General features: G+C 43.6%; 18 protein-coding genes. 5 read left to right on the top strand and 13 right to left on the bottom strand.

Annotated features, from left to right (window positions below; all coding sequences use genetic code 11):
* Positions 1–172 precede the first annotated feature (172 nt).
* Both IP485_RS04910 and IP485_RS04915 read left to right on the top strand, forming a co-directional pair.
* Positions 173–571: an ACT domain-containing protein gene (locus IP485_RS04910; protein WP_198326271.1), complete on the top strand. Its 399-nt coding sequence runs from the start codon at positions 173–175 to the stop codon at positions 569–571.
* 16 nt (positions 572–587) lie between these two features.
* Complete coding sequence (locus IP485_RS04915; protein WP_198326272.1) at positions 588–737, top strand: hypothetical protein; 150 nt, start codon at positions 588–590, stop codon at positions 735–737.
* 179 nt (positions 738–916) lie between these two features.
* Here IP485_RS04915 and IP485_RS04920 read toward each other — a convergent pair whose 3' ends face one another.
* The 13 genes from IP485_RS04920 to IP485_RS04980 all read right to left on the bottom strand — a co-directional run bounded on the left by IP485_RS04920 (position 917) and on the right by IP485_RS04980 (position 13,851).
* On the bottom strand, positions 917–2,362 hold the full coding sequence (locus IP485_RS04920; protein WP_198326273.1) for a caspase family protein: 1,446 nt from the start codon (positions 2,360–2,362) through the stop codon (positions 917–919).
* 306 nt (positions 2,363–2,668) lie between these two features.
* On the bottom strand, positions 2,669–2,836 hold the full coding sequence (locus IP485_RS04925) for a hypothetical protein (RefSeq protein WP_198326274.1): 168 nt from the start codon (positions 2,834–2,836) through the stop codon (positions 2,669–2,671).
* Positions 2,837–2,954: 118 nt separating this feature from the next.
* Positions 2,955–3,980: an L-threonine 3-dehydrogenase gene (tdh, locus tag IP485_RS04930; protein WP_198326275.1), complete on the bottom strand. Its 1,026-nt coding sequence runs from the start codon at positions 3,978–3,980 to the stop codon at positions 2,955–2,957.
* 77 nt (positions 3,981–4,057) lie between these two features.
* Positions 4,058–5,248 carry a glycine C-acetyltransferase gene (gene kbl, locus IP485_RS04935; RefSeq protein ID WP_198326276.1) on the bottom strand — a complete coding sequence of 397 codons (1,191 nt, stop codon included), beginning with the start codon at positions 5,246–5,248 and terminating at the stop codon, positions 4,058–4,060.
* A 234-nt stretch (positions 5,249–5,482) separates the two neighbouring features.
* Complete coding sequence (locus tag IP485_RS04940; protein WP_198326277.1) at positions 5,483–6,229, bottom strand: pyridoxine 5'-phosphate synthase; 747 nt, start codon at positions 6,227–6,229, stop codon at positions 5,483–5,485.
* A gap of 44 nt (positions 6,230–6,273) precedes the next feature.
* Positions 6,274–7,149 carry an N-acetylmuramoyl-L-alanine amidase gene (locus IP485_RS04945; RefSeq protein WP_198326278.1) on the bottom strand — a complete coding sequence of 292 codons (876 nt, stop codon included), beginning with the start codon at positions 7,147–7,149 and terminating at the stop codon, positions 6,274–6,276.
* Positions 7,150–7,205: 56 nt separating this feature from the next.
* Positions 7,206–7,493, bottom strand: a complete 288-nt coding sequence (locus IP485_RS13960) for a DUF2247 family protein (RefSeq protein WP_198326466.1) — start codon at positions 7,491–7,493, stop codon at positions 7,206–7,208.
* On the bottom strand, positions 7,481–7,705 hold the full coding sequence (locus IP485_RS04955; protein ID WP_198326279.1) for a hypothetical protein: 225 nt from the start codon (positions 7,703–7,705) through the stop codon (positions 7,481–7,483). Before IP485_RS04955 ends, IP485_RS13960 begins: the two co-directional genes overlap by 13 nt.
* Positions 7,706–7,733: 28 nt before the next feature.
* Entirely contained in the window at positions 7,734–8,486 is a 753-nt protein-coding gene (locus IP485_RS04960; protein WP_198326280.1) for an MOSC domain-containing protein, read from the bottom strand.
* A gap of 165 nt (positions 8,487–8,651) precedes the next feature.
* Positions 8,652–9,065, bottom strand: a complete 414-nt coding sequence (gene rsfS, locus IP485_RS04965; protein ID WP_194363532.1) for a ribosome silencing factor — start codon at positions 9,063–9,065, stop codon at positions 8,652–8,654.
* 131 nt (positions 9,066–9,196) lie between these two features.
* Positions 9,197–10,240 (bottom strand): nicotinate-nicotinamide nucleotide adenylyltransferase, encoded by a 1,044-nt coding sequence (locus IP485_RS04970; protein WP_227686440.1) that lies wholly within the window; start codon positions 10,238–10,240, stop codon positions 9,197–9,199.
* A gap of 98 nt (positions 10,241–10,338) precedes the next feature.
* Positions 10,339–12,486 (bottom strand): phosphate acetyltransferase, encoded by a 2,148-nt coding sequence (pta, locus tag IP485_RS04975; RefSeq protein ID WP_197174709.1) that lies wholly within the window; start codon positions 12,484–12,486, stop codon positions 10,339–10,341.
* A gap of 132 nt (positions 12,487–12,618) precedes the next feature.
* Positions 12,619–13,851, bottom strand: a complete 1,233-nt coding sequence (locus IP485_RS04980) for an acetate/propionate family kinase (RefSeq protein ID WP_198326281.1) — start codon at positions 13,849–13,851, stop codon at positions 12,619–12,621.
* A gap of 685 nt (positions 13,852–14,536) precedes the next feature.
* Between IP485_RS04980 and lptM the strand changes: the two genes are divergently transcribed.
* The 3 genes from lptM (at position 14,537) to dapF (ending at position 17,486) form a co-directional block, all read left to right on the top strand.
* On the top strand, positions 14,537–14,836 hold the full coding sequence (lptM, locus tag IP485_RS04985) for an LPS translocon maturation chaperone LptM (protein ID WP_198326282.1): 300 nt from the start codon (positions 14,537–14,539) through the stop codon (positions 14,834–14,836).
* A gap of 187 nt (positions 14,837–15,023) precedes the next feature.
* Positions 15,024–16,400 (top strand): diaminopimelate decarboxylase, encoded by a 1,377-nt coding sequence (lysA, locus tag IP485_RS04990; protein ID WP_198326283.1) that lies wholly within the window; start codon positions 15,024–15,026, stop codon positions 16,398–16,400.
* A 198-nt stretch (positions 16,401–16,598) separates the two neighbouring features.
* Positions 16,599–17,486 carry a diaminopimelate epimerase gene (gene dapF / locus IP485_RS04995; RefSeq protein ID WP_198326284.1) on the top strand — a complete coding sequence of 296 codons (888 nt, stop codon included), beginning with the start codon at positions 16,599–16,601 and terminating at the stop codon, positions 17,484–17,486.
* The last annotated feature ends 31 nt before the right edge of the window (positions 17,487–17,517 follow it).

A 17,517-nucleotide genomic window follows, 5' to 3' on the forward strand; every position in this document is an offset into this window, starting at 1 on the left:
TTTAGATAATAAAAAAGGTGGGCTTAGGCTCACCTTTTTTTGTGTTTAAGATTTGGGTTTTTGGAAGTAAAGGTTAGCGCTTATATCGTGTTTTCACGAGTATAGGTGGTGACACCCATGCTAAAATTGTAGTTAACAAAGACTAAAAATAAGCAAAATAAGGAATAAGAACATGTCAGGAATTACAGATATCAATGAGCTATTGAGTTCGATGCAGCCAGCATTGGTTGATGAGTTATTTGTGTTTTGTACCGTAACAGGGCCGCTAGCAAAATACGTAAACTTAGCGCCACTGGCAACGTTTATGGAGAGAGAAGGGTTGACTTTGGTTTTGACAAAAGACAATGCTGATGAGGCAGGTTTGCATTACGAAGGTGTGTTTCGGCAAATCACTTTAATGGTGCATTCAAGTCTAGAAGCGGTAGGTCTAACCGCAGCCGTGTCAACCAAACTGACCTCAAAAGGTATCAGTGCCAATGTGATCGCTGCCTATTATCATGACCATATATTTGTGTCGAACGATAAGGCGGAGCAGGCGTTATCTGCGTTAAAAGAGCTGAGTAATATATAAATTTTTTTATAAGTAAGTGAGCTATTTCCCGCCTTCCGCTTGTATCTGCCAGTCTGAGCGCGGCGCTGGCTACGGTTTGGGTCGTCGCTTGCTTTGCGTCGCCACCCCAAAACCTAGCCATCGCAACTTGCCCAAACCAGCAGGATACCGCTACAGTCGGGGCTAGCGGTGACATCTCGTTCTTGCAAACATTCTTCTCAGTTTCAGCTGATAAATTAAAAGCTGGTAGAGTCGGTTAGTAAGAGTGTAATCTACCGTCGATATGGCAAACTGATATGATTTGTGGGCTATTTTTTACCTTGACTCTCTACAAAAAATTGAAAAAACTAAATTACTTTATAATGTTCAGTCATTTTGATTGCCAAACTGTTCTAATATAGGATCTAAAGTATATCTAGTATAATTGTCTAAAGCTTCTTTAACCATATTTGTAACTTCAGTTCCATCTTTAATTAGAATTTCAAAATCAGACCACTCACAAGTTGATTTAATTATCTTTTTAACATCCCATTCCTTAGTCTCATACATAAAATAGCAAACTAAAACAGCCATTTTTGTTTGTGATAAATAGGGAAACATCAAGCACCCAGTATCATTTATATTAGGATACTTAGACTCTAATTTGATATAGACTTGTTCGAACGGTAACTCTACAGAAGAGCTAGCACCAGTAATGGCTACGTAATCTTGTTTTATTTTAGGTAGATCTTCACCACTTAACATCCTAGAAACCACTGAGCCAGTGAATATATTGTGATTCGTAACTTCTCGTGTCCGTGTTTCTTTATGAATATTTACAAAGTAATTAGTTTCAACATTTGAAAAATAATTTCCAAGGTATTCTGTATTTATTTGAGCAGCAACATCATTTTGAAATTCAGTTTTATGGTCAAATATTTGGCCAATTTCGTTATCAAATTCATATTCACTTATGTTTTGGCTTAATATCTGTAAGCAGTTTAAGGCTTGCTCTTGATTACAATATAGAGAAGCTTGTTCTTCAATACGTTGAATAAGTGACTTTGGTTCGGAATTTTGCTTATGTTCGGGTATATGTTCCACAGTTATTACATCATAGATTGCTTTGGAAATATCCTCTGATATAAAACCAAAAACTTCTGTGTAATTTCCTTGCATCACGAAAAACGGTGTTTGTTTAGAATTAGAAGAAAAAGCGTCTGCTAAACTATCCATTATATCTTTATATCTGATCTCTTGATTTTCTCTATTAGCGAATGAATTTAAAAAGGCTAACGTAAAATCGCTTATTTCATCATTTTGATAAGAGCTTTGATTATTCTGAGAAGAGTAGTAGAAATAGCATTTATCAAAGTTCTTTTCTGACTCTTGAAGATACTTTCGAAAAACGTCTGGGTCTTTCACATACCTTATTCCAGATTGACAAGCATCTACAATTTTTACTGTAAGATTTGCTGACAGACTTCTTAGCAGATTATCTAGTTCGTCATTAGAGAGACAAGTTTGACGTTTTTTAGATTCTTCATAGTCGGATAAGACATAGTAGAACTGATTTTCTTCAAACAAACCATGACCAGTGAAATAGAAAATTACTTCTTCAATCTCTTCATTAGTATACTTTTGAACGAAACTAGTAAGCTTTGATTTTACAGACTTACTAGTTGTAGAAGTAGATTCTGTTAAATATAGTATATCTTCGCACTTATCTGCCATTTGTAGAAGCTGTTTTATAGCACGGGCATCATGTGCACAACCTGGCAAGCTTTGTACATTTTGATAATCACTGACTCCAACAACAATACCTATATTCATATCTTAATATCCGATTATTTTAAAAATTATGAGTAGTTAAACACTTTGTCCGTTGTTGAGTTTTAAATATAGAAGAAAATATGTTCGACTATAGTATTCTATCAAGAACCATGCGTTAATCTAATAAAGTATATATGTTATCTTAGAGGTTATGGTACTCAGCAAGTTTAAGTTAATAGTTTGAACTAATATTATGTTAGGTCTTGTTCCTCAACACTAATCTACGACATTTTTTCGACAAGATTAGTTACTATCATAAAGCTTTCTTAACTATTTTTTAATTATGATATGTTTTCATTTAACTAACTATTTACCTTTTTTAGCCTCAGCAATCAACTCATGAATCTTAGCACTTTCCTTTAGCACACAGGCATCATAAGCAGAGAGCGGCTCAGATTTCTGTTCACTTTCCTGATCTTGCTTGGCTTTTTCTGCTAAATACTTTGCAAGTTTATCAGCTTCGGAATCGCTCATAGTTTACCTCTATATAATTTTTACCCTATAAAAAACGGCACTGAAATCAGTGCCGTTTTATCAGTCGTGAGAATTTAAACTCTAACCATGACTCCTCAAATACTGAAGCACCACGTTATCAATCCCAGCTTAAAATCACCTTACCGCATTGTCCACTTTCCATGATATCAAAGCCTTCTTGGAAGTCATCAATGTGCATGCGATGGGTAACGATGGGCGATAGATCAATACCGCTAATCAGCATTTGCTCCATCTGATACCATGTCTCCCACATCTCACGGCCATAAATACCTTTTAGGGTTAACGCCTTAAAGATAATCTTGCTCCAATCCACCGTGGTGGTGTTAGGTAAAATACCCAAGAGCGCAATTTTAGAGCCGTTATACATATTACTAATCATCGAATCAAAGGCCTGAGGCGAGCCTGACATCTCAAGCCCAATATCAAAGCCGTGCATTTTTAACTCAGCAATGGCGCCTTCGATGGTTTCACCCTTGGCTGGGTTGATGGTCATCGTCGCGCCCATTTTTTTGGCAAGCTCTAGGCGATAATCACTAATATCACTGACCACAATATTACGTGCCCCTGCGAAGCGGCAAATCGCTGTCGCCATAGAACCAATCAGTCCCGCACCCGTAATCAGTACATCCTCACCAAGGACAGGAAATGAAAGGGCAGTATGCGTGGCATTGCCAAAGGGATCCATGATGGCTGCCATCTCATCGCTGATACGCTCATCGAGCTTGATGACATTATCGGCAGGTATCACCAAATATTCAGCAAACGCGCCATCGCGGTCGACGCCCACGCCGATGGTGTTTTCACACACATGCAGCTTGCCACGGCGGCAGTTACGGCAATGCCCGCAAGCGATGTGTCCTTCGCCTGTGACTCGGTCGCCTATTTCAAAGTGCTTCACGCCATCGCCCATTTCACTAATGATACCGACGTATTCGTGTCCGATGATCATCGGCGTCTTGATGGTTCTTTCTGACCACTCATCCCATTTATAAATGTGCAAATCTGTACCACAAATGGCGGTTTTTTTAATTTTAATTTTGACGTCATTGATGCCTACCGTAGGTTCTGGCATGTCTTGCATCCAGATGCCTTTTTTGGCATGGGCTTTAACCAGTGCTTTCATACTTTTCTCTTATTTAACGGTGTTGTGCTTAATGGTTGAATCTAGCGAGTGAATACCGAACAAATACCGAATGACGCTTAATCAATCACTTTCATTTGCTTGGCGACTTTGATAAATGCGGTGATACACTGGTCTAGCTGCTCACGAGTATGGGCAGCAGAGAGCTGGACGCGAATTCGAGCCTCGTCTTTGGGTACGACAGGGTAGAAGAAGCCAATCACATAAATGCCCTCGCTAAGCAGCGCATCTGCCATTTGCTGTGAGACGCTTGCATCATAAAGCATGACTGCACAAATTGCCGAGGCGGTGGGCTTGATATCGAAGCCTGCATCTTGCATTTTCTTCACAAAATAGGCGGTATTTTCATGCAATTTATCTTGTAGGGTATTGTCTTGCGATAGCATTTCAAACGCTTTTACCCCAGCGGCAGCCACCATAGGAGGAATAGAGTTTGAAAATAAATACGGGCGTGAGCGTTGACGCAGCATCTCAACGATTTCTTTTTTACCCGTGGTAAAGCCGCCAATAGCACCGCCAAATGCCTTGCCCAAAGTACCAGTGATCAGCTCAATATCACCACGTAGATTAAACAATTCAGTTACGCCGCCACCAGTGTGACCGACCACGCCTGCTGAATGCGACTCGTCAATCATCACCATGGCATCATATTTTTGTGCCAACGCATAGATCTCATCCATTGGCGCCACATTACCATCCATCGAAAACACACCATCGGTGACAATTAAGCGAAAACGCTGTGCTTGCGCCGCTTGTAATTGCGTCTCCAAATCCTGCATATCTGCATTTGCATAACGATAACGAGCCGCTTTGCACAGGCGCACACCATCGATGATTGAGGCATGATTTAATGAATCAGAAATAATGGCATCATCGCTGGTCAGTAGTGGCTCAAAGGCACCACCATTGGCATCGAAACAGGCCGCATAAAGAATCGTATCTTCGGTATTAAAAAACTTAGAAATTGCCGCTTCTAATTGCTTATGCAAATCTTGCGTACCACAAATAAAACGCACCGATGACATGCCATAGCCTGAGTTTTCGATGGCTTTGATCGCCGCCTTTTTAATCTCAGGATGGTCAGACAATCCAAGATAATTATTGGCACAGAAGTTAAGCATCTCACGGCCATCGGCGATCTTGATGAGCGCATCTTGCGGAGAGGTGATCACGCGCTCGTTTTTATATAGTCCTGCCGCGCGTATGTCACTGATTTCTTGTTGTAAGTGCTTCTGAAAGTCTTGATACATAAAGATTCCTTTTTTAATATTATTGGCGTTCGTATTGATAATGCAGACATTAGGACTGCTGATAGAACCAAACTGTAGTCATTTTAAAATAAAATTGATACGCCAATATTACCGTGCTACTGGTATAAATTTTACTTGCTTGCTGTGTCTACGCTGACAGAGGCTGCATAAAATATATTCCAGCACCACCGCATCGAGTGTAAAGTGAATAGACTATTTACTCATTAATATGAACTAACCACAAATTGCTAAATACTGACGCACGACATTATCCATGCCTTGCTCCAGTGATTCAATCGTAAATGCATGACCAATCGACACTTCAGCGATATCACTAAGCGCGAGCAAGTCAGCCAAATTATCCAAATTCAAATCATGACCCGCATTGACGCGGATACCGTTTTGATTGGCTAGGTTGATACAGTCGCTAAATCGTTGCTTGACCTCATCGAAATCAATATTGTCATCGCTCTTACCATTGCTGTAAGCACGCGCCCATTCTTCGGTATACATCTCGATCGTCTGTACATCGCTCTCGATTACCGCTTTGATTTGTTCGATATCAGGGTCGATAAACACTGCACAGCGCGTACCGAACGCTTCTAGCTCTTTGCTCAATGTTGATAAAAATTCGTGATGTGTGATGATGTCAAAGCCATGATCAGAGGTCAGCTGATCTTCGCTATCTGGCACGAGCGTGCATTGATGCGGTTTTACCTCACGGATAATCTTCAAGAACTGCTCGTTTGGATTACCTTCGATATTGAACTCAATCTCTGGATAGTCCTTTAAGAATGCACTGATATCATAGACATCTTGGTATCTGATATGACGCTCATCGGGTCTCGGGTGTACGGTAAAGCCCTTAACCCCTAGATCAATCAGCTTTTTCACGAAGTACAACAGGTTAGGGTAGTCAGTACCGCGAGAGTTACGGATCAAAGCCAATTTATTCAAATTTACGCTAAACAATGTGCTCATAAAATTCCTTGTACAGCTCGTTTATTATTGATGACATGAAAGGGTTAATAAAAATCGTTGGTATCAGCATACTTCTTATTCAATGCCTTTAAAATAGCATAAGTCTTTAAATCTACTTCGCCTGTTGGATTACGGGGTCTGAAGTGTAGCTGAAACGCATAGACGACATCACGACTGGCTTTGTCCCATTTTTCACTGCTATTAATCTGATAGCCATAGTCACGAAACTGCTGTTTGATCTCAGGTATCGTTGCCGCTGCAAACGTGTCTGCATCCATAAAAGCAAGCTTATCAGCGTCATCATACCAAGCGCCGATGCCATATTGCTTATACAGCTGCTGCCAAGGGAACTTTGCACCGGGGTCTATCTTACGTGAGGGTGCCATATCAGAATGACCGATGATATTCTTTGGTGAGATGTCATATCTGGCGGTGATATCTTGCACCAGCTCCGCGACTTTTTTAATCTGTAACTCATCAAAAGCCACATAATGCTCATAAGGATGATACGCCAGCTGGCCGTCTTTTAGGGCATTTTGATACTCAGGCGCAATCCCTGTATTGACGATTTCTATGCCGATAGAAGTATCGTTCAAGATTGTCCGTCCTGCAAAGCCGCCGTCACCCGCATGCCAAGCGCGCTCGTTTTCTGGTACGAGGTTATAAATTTTATCATCGTCATTATCTAACACTAGATAGTGGGCGCTGACCTTGCCTGTGGTCAGTGTGTTGATAGATCTGTCATTGTCTGACACCGTATAGTGCAGCACAATGGTTTTGATACGTTCGCTTTTGCCAGTGGCTTGATAGGTTTTACTATCCACGATGTAGCTTTCGGTGGTCGCTACTGGAGATGTCGTAGTCACGCAGCCAATCAGGGGCAGGGTTAGGCCAAATGCTAAGAAGATGTTTTTTACCATGAAATGCTCTGTGTGGGAATGATGTCTTTCCAAAGGGTAGTTCAGATTGAAGTGTTTTAAGATGCTATTAAATGTTTATAAGCATTTAAATAGTCCTTCCAGTTATGCAAGATATGGTCATAGCCTAGCTTTTCAGTATTACCATGAGCAGGCATATAACTTATGAATCTTTCCATATCTACAGGGTAACTAAAGTCAGCATAAACTTTATTGATTCTATCGTAATCAGCACTACTATTTTCTCTATTTTCATAGAGCCAAAGTAAGAGAATGTATCTCCATTTACTGCTGACTGATTTCAGCTCACAGTCTGCCTCACTAGATATTAAACTTATAGGTTTGATGTAGTATCTATATAAAAACTGTCTAACAACAGATTAAGAGCCAATTCTAATAAGCTCTCATCATTAGGGTGCTTAATTAATGACGTATCAACAATGTCAGCTAACTCTCTTAAATCGATTAGCTCATACCCTATAGCAAATCTGATTTCTTCTGCAGATAAAATAATGCTATGTTCTTGTAAGAAAGAGAAGGGAATACTAAGGTGTTTCATGATGATTCTAATCTCTAGTTAGTATTGATTAACTCTTAACCTTCTTAGCCAAGACCTTTTTCCAACTCTCTTCCAAACACTCAATCGCGAGCCATGGCTCAATCACATTAGCATCGTATTTCTCTTTAGAATTGGCCAGTTGCCACAGTGTCTCAAGTGTCGCAAACGGATAGGGACGCTCGATTAAATAAACTGGCAAATCCGCATCAATTAGACCATCATGCACGACTTGGAAGTACCAGCCAGAGATACCTTGTTTGCTGACCCATGCTGCGATATTTGGCACTTTGGTAAACTGTCCGATCTGATCATTGATCTTGTAGCAGGGGCGTCGCGGCTGGACGATGCGTAGCTGGACACTATCGCTAGTATCAGTATCACCATACTGAAAAACGTCGCCAATACATACGGCAGATTCGGTCATTTCAGGCAGACCATTGACGGCTTCGGTCGTGAGGTTTTCGCCCAATGTACCGACACGCACGTTTAGGCCAAACTCTGTATTGATTCTCTCATAAGTCGCAGGTGCTAGTTGATGCACCGCTTTTAGCGGGCCACCATGATGTTTGCGATCGGCTTGCTCATCAGTGGCGAGGCCCATGAAGTTGACCGCGACAGGCGCTTTAATTGGCGCCTTGTCAATGGCACTCAGTTGCTCACGGGTGAATGGCATGGACTTGCCAGCACGCACACAGGCTAGGGTAGCAATATGTAGCGGCAGGTCTTGGTTAAAGTCTTTTGGGGTTTGCTCAACTGTTGGCGTGACTGATGCTGCGCTCATAAGGTTTCCTAATATACAAAGAATTAGCAGGCGAGGACTGTCTGATATCCATTTTATTATACGGGTTTGCCACCTCATAGGTCACATAAAAAAAGACCAGAATAATCATCTGGTCTTTTTGGTAATACGTTTTTCAATGTTGAATGATTGTCGTAATCAACAGTCTTATTTGTTTTTGTTACGACGACCAGCAGTTTTCTTTTCACGTGGCACAGCGACCAGCTCAGCCAACTGCTCAGGTGATGACCATAGGCCTTCTAAGTCATAGAACTCACGAGCTTGTGGCGTCATCATGTGGACGACAACTGCGCCCAAATCGATCAACGTCCAGTCAGAGTCGATACCGCCTTCACGGCCAAGTGGCATAAAGCCCGCTTGCTTAGCTTCAGCGCCGACGCTATCAGCCATCGCACGCACATGGCGCTTAGACGTACCATCAGCGATGATGATGCGTTCGGTTACGTCAGTCAATGCTTCTACATTCATTACAGTGATGTTCTTTGCTTTCATATCATCTAGAGCGCTTTGTACAATGGTCAAACATTCTGTTAGGCGTTCTTCAGTCATGGTGTTGGTCATAAATTTTAATCTCTTGAATCGTAAATATATAAAATAAAGGGGTAAAACGTCAATTTGTCTTATCCGACTCATCATATGTCGTCAGTCACGCATAGAGACAGGATAGGCAAAATGACACAGATAAGGCGATTTTAACGGAATTGAGCAGCAGAATATAGCTGATGGGCGATAATATATTGATAAACAGCAGGATTTAGCCATTTAGCTAATGGATTGGATTCAGTATTGCTAATGATATCATTTATTGGTGCTATAGATGTGATTTGCCTTTGGGCGACTGGCATTTTATTTGTTTGATTGTCTATTCTCTGTAGTTGCTCACGTATTTGTGTGCTTGATACGGCAGTAATGGGTCGCGGATCTATATAAATGCGTCCTTGATTGGTGCTTTTCAAGTCAGCTTTCAAATCAATACTATTCGGATCAGTGATATTTGAGTTCGAGCTATCTGTTAGTTGCTGAGTAGTTAGGGTCAATAGCGCAATCGGTGAGTCCGTCATATAGGGCTGCAATGACAACGGCAGCTGCGATTTTAAAAAAGCAACATCTTGTGCAGTCGCTATATTTTTTTCAGCAGATATAGTGCTGTCAGACATTTCATCATCAGTATCAGTAATACTCTCACGATTAAACACCCATAGGTTGACATGGTCAGTGAGTTGTAATCCCTCTTTCCATTTATCCAAACTATGCGCGCTATCCATACCCATGATAAATATCAAACTGTCATGAGGATATTGCTGCCTCAATGTACGTACACTGTCGATCGTATAAACAGGCGGTGCTTGCCATAGCTCCAGCTCATTGATTTGTATCGGTGTCTCTTGTGTCGCGAGCTTCAACATGGCCAATCGATGGCTAGGATCTGTACTTTGTATTTTAAATGGCGAGCGTGCATTGGGTAGTAATGAAACATGCAGTGGACGCTGTTGTTGCTTGGCGATTGGGAGTAGATGCTGATAGACCGACATCGCTACTTCTAAATGACCGTTATGTACGGGATCAAACGAGCCACCAAGATAAGCGCGGATGGCAGGCGCAGGTGTTTTTTCTTGAGGGCTAGTGCTCGTATTTGGCATAAATAAATGTGTAAAAGGATTAATAATACGTTGGTTGATTCTAGAGAAGATAGCGCCATTGTAGAGGGCAAGCGCGCCTCTGTCATTAAATGTCATCAAGTGACATCAAATGTCATCAAAACACCAATAGAAAACCGACCATCATCATGACAGTCGGCTATCTATAAGTGTGCAGTATGCAAACGTGAAGATAATTAAATCAGGTCGCTGTGCGCTTGAATGGCGGTCAAGGCGATGGTATAGACGATATCATCAACCAACGCACCACGTGATAAATCATTCACTGGTTTGTTTAGTCCTTGTAGCATTGGGCCGACACTGACGACGTTGGCGCTACGCTGTACCGCTTTATAAGTCGTATTACCAGTATTCAAATCAGGGAAGATAAAGACATTGGCTTGTCCAGCGACAGGCGAGTCAGGCGCTTTTTGTTTGCCCACGCTCATGACGGATGCCGCATCATACTGTAGTGGGCCATCGACTTTGAGGTCTGGTGCACGCTCACGAACGATTTGGGTCGCACGGGCGACTTTTTCGACATCCGCGCCAGCCCCTGATGAGCCAGTAGAATAGCTGATCATCGCGACTTTTGGATCGATACCGAAGGCCGCCGCAGACTGGGCTGATTGAATGGCAATCTCTGCCAGCTCTTCAGCATTAGGATCAGGGTTGATGGCGCAGTCACCATAGACGACCACTTGCTCAGGCAACAGCATAAAGAATACTGACGACACGAGAGAGTATTGCGGCGCGGTCTTGATCAACTGAAATGCTGGGCGTACGGTATTGGCAGTCGTATGAATCGCACCTGAGACCAGACCATCGACTTCATCCATCTGTAGCATGATGGTGCCGAGGTACACAGTGTCTTTTAGATATTCAGCGGCGACATCTTCGTTGGTTTTACCCTTACGGCGCTCAACGACCGCTTTGATATATTTGCTCATATCGAGGCTGTCAGGGTCGATGATTTCTAGACCTTCAGGCAACGTCAAATCACGGTTTTTAGCGACTTGTTCAACATCACTACGCTTAGCAAGTAATACGCAGTTGGCAATACCGCGGCTTTGACAGATACAAGCCGCTTCCACGGTACGTGGCTCAGCGCCTTCTGGCAGTACGATGCGTTTTTTGGCTTGCTGTGATTTTTTGACTAACTGATGGCGGAATGCTGACGGCGACAAACGTGGCTCGTGATTGCGGCTGAAGTATTCTTTAATCCAGCTCAGATCCAAATGCGCGGCCACATAGCGAGCCACTTCTTCCGCTCGTTCGGTGTCGTCGTTTGGAATCTCAGAGCTCATGTGCATTAGGCTCTGCACGGTCTCATAGCTGTCGCTTTCGACACTCATGACAGGGATGCCTGTTTTGAGCGCTGACTGCCACAGCTCAGCCACGGTTGCACTTGGCATGATACCGCCCGTCAATACCAGTCCGGCGAGTGGAATACCATTGATACAAGCCAAGCCAGCAGCGAGTAATAAGTCATCACGATCCCCCGGTACTACCATCAACGTACCGCGCTTAAAGACTTCATTGACACGCGCTACTGAACGGGCAGTTAGGCTGATACGGTTGATACGACGTGTTTTTGCTTCGCCAACATTGAGCCAAGTCGCGTCCAGCTCGGTCGCGATATCCCACGTGCGAGGTACTGATAACGAGTCACTAAAGGGCACCACACCGATGAGGCGAAACGCGTCGGTATTAAATGAAGGCGATAGACGTTGAACTGCCTGCATAAAGTTCTGATCTAAGCTGACAACCGCTTCACCAGGGGCAACTGGTTGGTTTTCAAAGGTGTTGGGCACGTCTTGTACGCGCATCAATATCACACCGAGCGTACGTGCATCAATGACGCCGCCGAACTCACGTGCATGGACATCGAGCTTATCTGCTAAATAGGCAGGCTGATTGATATCAGCGGTACTGACAAATATAATCTTGGCATCTAGCGCATGGGCAAGCGCGCGGTTGATTTGTGAGGCATAAGAGGTTTCAGTAGTCGGCACTAGACCTTCGCAGATGATGACCTCATGACCCTCATCGATCGTATGATAGTTGGCGATCACTTCTTCCATTAAGTCATCAAGATTGCCATCGCCCAGCATGCGCTCGACGTGCTGACGGCTGATAGATTTGGGCGGCTTTAGACCAAACGCATGCATGGTGAGCGCATTCGAGCTGTCTAAGCTGTGCTGTTTATCGAGCGTGTCGTCTTGCAAAAACGGCTTCATAAAGCCGGCTTTTATACCGTTATAATCAAACGCGCGAATCAGACCGAGCGCCGCTGACGTCACACCAATACCGCGGCTGATGGGAACAAGTAAAATGGTTTGCATAAGGTTTCCTACGATTTATTTTGTTTTAGACTTCGATTTATTATTGGCAGCATAAAAAATACCGAGCGTTTTATTCTATGTTTTTTATAACCATCAAGAATGATAAACGCTGAGTATAATATCTAAATAGGCTTATACCAAATTCAAGGCCTGACGCGTCTCTTGCGCGATACGGTATTCTTCATCCGTTGGTACGACCCACAGCTCAATACTACTGTCATCTGCATGAAAGCTGCCTTCTTTGCCACGAGCTAAGTTGGCGTTTTTTTCCGCATCTATTTTGATACCAAAATGACGCATCACTGCCAGAATGCTGGCACGTGTGGTCACTGAGTTTTCACCGATACCACCAGTGAAAACAATGCCGGTAAATTCAGGTAATGCACAGCTTAGGCTGGCAAGGTATTTACCAGCGCGGTAGCAGAACATCTCAATCGCCAGCTGTGCGTCTTTATGACCTTCACTAGCGGCTTGTTCAATGGTGCGCAGATCGTTAGACAAGCCTGATATGCCCAGCAGACCACTTTCACTATTGAGCATTTTGTCCGTCTCTTCTAGGCTGATACCGAGATGACGCTTTAGATGCATGTGCAAGCTAGGATCGACATCACCACTACGCGTACCCATCATCAGACCTTCGAGTGGGGTCAGACCCATACTGGTATCGAGACTCTTGCCATCGTATACGGCAGCCACCGAGCAGCCATTACCGAGATGTGCTGTTAGCCAACCATGTGGCCCTTTGGCCTCCGTGATTTGGCTGGTACGCTCTGAGACATAGGCATGAGAGGTACCATGAAAACCATAACGACGGATTTTGTGTTCTTCATACAGGTACTTTGGCAGGGCATAACGAAACGCAACGGGCGGCATCGTTTGGTGAAATGCGGTATCAAACACCACGACTTGCGGCATATCAGGATAAATGGCTTGTACCGCTTCGATACCCAACGCATTGGCAGGGTTGTGTAGTGGCGCCAGTATCTTGAGGCGTTTGACTTCGGCGAGTGCGTGATCGTCGACTCGTACCGCCTCAGAGTATTCACGGCCACCATGTACTACGCGATGACCGACTGCGATGAAGTGATACTGCTCTAGCAGCTCAAGGATTTTTTGTAATGCCAGTTTATGGCGACCACCAGGGATAGATATTTCAAGCTTCTCACCATTTAAGGTGGTGTGTTTGATACGGGCAGTATCGAGGCCTAAGTTTTCGGCAAGACCGGTGATACGAGTAGAGTTGTCATCACTAATCAACGCGTATTTGATGGAAGACGAGCCGCAGTTTAGCACTAAAGTCGGACTGGTCAGGGTTGATGTTTCACTGTTCTTATCATCAAAAGTGGTGCTTAGGGTGGCGCTCATACTCTATCCTTAGATTGGTTTTTATGGAGGTGAATCAAATCGTTTGTGAAATATAGAAAATGTTTTTAGTAATATGTCTTTTATACTAGCGCGTTGTCAGTACAAATCCTTTTGGATGGCTGATATCTCATGTGCCACGCAGGTATGTGGCCGATTCTATTTATATTTAAGCCGGTACTTTTATACTATTATTATCGGCGAATGTCTATGAATCACGGGCCAAAACCCTATGATGAGAGCGAATTGCCAAGATATTGCTGTCTATTCATATATCTGTACTGCAATAGCCCAAATATTTGAGAATGTGATGTAGCAAGCGATTGGCCCAAAATAGGCTAATAACCATCAGCAATTTTTAAATAAGTTGGCATAGAATTAAGGCGTATGGTGACAGCGAATTATCAGTGGCACAAATTGTAAGAAATGTTGTCCAAATACCCATAAATCGCGTTTCGCAGTCGAGATATTCCTCGTTATCATGATAATAACTCAATCGAAATACAATAAAATGCTGAATAATAATCAAGTTTATGAGTCAATCATATTCAGTATGCGTACAGCTTTGTGTAATAATGCTATGATTGAAATGCTTATCTCAGCAGCGTTTTGACTGCCTTTTTAGCTGTTTATTTATCACAATTATTATTGCCCTTACATGGCTATATGCACACAGGTTGCCCATTCTATGTCTACTATATACCGCTCTCCAAAAACCGACGATAGCTCTTTATTGGTTGGCAGCCATTGCCGTACTATCGGCGCGTTCATTATTGGTAGTGCCCTTATGGCAGGGTTGTCAGGTTGCGGTCAAAAAGGTGATTTATACTTGGTAGATTCCGCTAGCCAAACGATTGAGGGTAGCTCGTCTATGCTCGACAGCACTAGCCATCCACAAGACGCCGCTTTTGCTGGTCTTGATGGTAATGACCAAGATACAGACGTGATGGTTTTGCCAGAGCCTAGTGAAGACCCGAACGATTATTAGCACTTAGCACTTAGCACTTGGCTACGAATGACTAACTATTAACGCTTAACTGGCTCAAATACTGATGCTTGAGTTAAGCCGCGTTCAGAGTCGATGGCGATATCCTAGTGGGCTTGATTAAACTGCTTGGATCGACAACCATATTTATTATTACCTTTTATAACCTGATTAGATTAGAGATTTTTATATGAGTTCTTCTGAATTAGCTACTGACGTCACTGAATTAGCCACTGGCGAATCAGTCACCACCCAAAATGAGCAAGGGTTGTATATTGACCCTGCAGCTTTGACTGCTCATTTACCTGCGCTAAATTATCGCGACGATGCGTTATATATGGAGCAGGTCAGTATCAATGTGCTGGCAAAACAATATGGCACGCCCTGCTATGTCTACTCAAAGCAGGCGATATTGGACGTTTACCAAGCATACACGGACAGCTTCGCCAGTCTAAATCATCAAGTATGCTACGCCGTAAAGGCAAACTCTAACCTTGCAGTGCTTGGTGTTTTGGCAGAGGCAGGCGCTGGGTTTGATATCGTTTCTCGCGGTGAGCTGATGCGTGTACTGGCTGCTGGTGGCGCTGCATCGCGTGTCGTATTCTCAGGTGTTGGCAAAACTTATGGCGACATCGAGTACGCACTGACCCAAGGTATTGGCTGCTTCAATGTCGAGTCGATTAGCGAGCTGACCTTAATCAATGACGTCGCAAAGTCACTTGATAAGCCTGCGCCGATATCATTACGTGTCAATCCAAATGTCGATGCAAAAACTCATCCGTACATCTCGACTGGTCTCAAAGACAACAAGTTCGGCATCACTCATGAGGATGCCCTAGCTGTTTATCAGCAAGCGGCGGCGCTATCGCATATCGATATCGTTGGTATTGATTGTCACATTGGCTCGCAGTTGACTGAGGTAGAGCCCTTTGTTGCAGCGTTAGATAAAGTCATTGAGCTAATACATAGTCTGCGTGATAACGGTATTGAGCTACGTCATATTGATTTGGGTGGCGGCTTAGGCGTGCGTTATATCGATGAGACGCCTGTGACTATCGATGAGTTTGCCCAAGCCTTGTTACCAAAACTTAGCGAGCTTGGCTTAAAAGTATTTTTTGAGCCGGGTCGTAGTATTGTGGCCAATGCTGGCGTGTTATTGACCCAAGTCGATGTACTCAAACCGACTGAGCACAAGAACTTTGCCATCGTCGATGCGGCTATGAATGACTTGATTCGCCCTGCGTTATATCAGGCTGAAATGGCTGTTATTCCAAGCACACTGCCTAGCGATGGTATCAATACGGATGGTACGCAGCCATGGGATATCGTTGGTGCGATTTGTGAGACGGGTGACTTTTTGGCAAAAGACCGTCTATTGTCATTGGCCACAGGTGATGTGCTAGCAATCACTGGTGCGGGTGCTTACGGCTTTACCATGAGCAGTAACTATAATTCGCGCCCGCGTGCCAGCGAAGTGATGGTGGCAGGTGAGCATCATCAGCTCATTCGTAAGCGCGAAACGGTTGAAGCCTTATATGCCCATGAAACACTGTGGCAGGATAAATAGAAAGGTCAGAGCGGTACTTGATGCATAAAAAACCCACTGTGATGATAACAGTGGGTTTTTTTATGGCAAATGCTGACTGAATGCAGCGGTTTTGAGTTATGACGATAACTTGGTATTTGATAGCGGTGATAATTATGATTGTATCTGACAGCGTGCTAATATAAGACATATATAAAAATAGGATAGGACATCAAAAATATGCTAATAGAATTTACTAAAATGCATGGTTTGGGCAATGATTTTATGGTCATTGATTTAGTGACCCAGCGCTTAGAGTTGACCAAGGAACTAGTCGCGTTATTGGGCAATCGTCATTTGGGCATTGGCTTTGATCAATTGCTGGTGGTAGAGCCGCCCATGCGCCCTGATGTGGATTTCAGTTACCGTATCTTCAATACCGATGGTACAGAAGTCGAGCAGTGCGGCAATGGCGCACGTTGTTTTGCCCGTTTTGTGCAAGCGCGCAAACTGTCATTTAAGCAGCGCCTACGTGTAGAGACGGCCAGTGGTATTATTTCATTGACGACTGATCGTTATGGCTGGGTTGAGGTTGATATGGGCAAACCCAAGTTTGAGCCAGATGAGATTCCATTTAGCCCAAGAGCCACGACCAAAATCCAAAACACCTATCACCTCGATGTGAATGGTACGCCTGTACAGCTGTATGTTGCCAATATGGGCAACCCGCATGCTGTCATCAAAGTCGATGACGTACTCGATGCTGAGGTCGAAAAATTAGGCAAGGCAATCGAATCGCATCCCGCGTTTCCAGCTCGCGTCAATGTAGGTTTTATGCAGGTGATGAATCAGCGTCATATTAGACTGCGTGTCTATGAGCGCGGTGTGGGTGAGACGCAAGCTTGTGGTACTGGCGCTTGTGCTGCTGTTGCGGTCGGTATACGCGAGGGCTGGTTGGATGAGGGCGAAGAAATTCGCGCGCAGCTCTATGGTGGCAGCATGATTATCAAGTGGCAGCCTGGCTACTCAGTTATGATGACGGGTCCGACCGCCTTTGTTTATGAAGGTGTCTTTAGTCCAGATGGTTTGATGGCACAAGCCGGTATCAAGCCTAATACGGAAAGCTAAGACCTGACATTCTGACATTAGGCAAATGACA

The organism is Psychrobacter sp. NG27, assembly GCF_016106655.1.
GTDB lineage: Bacteria > Pseudomonadota > Gammaproteobacteria > Pseudomonadales > Moraxellaceae > Psychrobacter.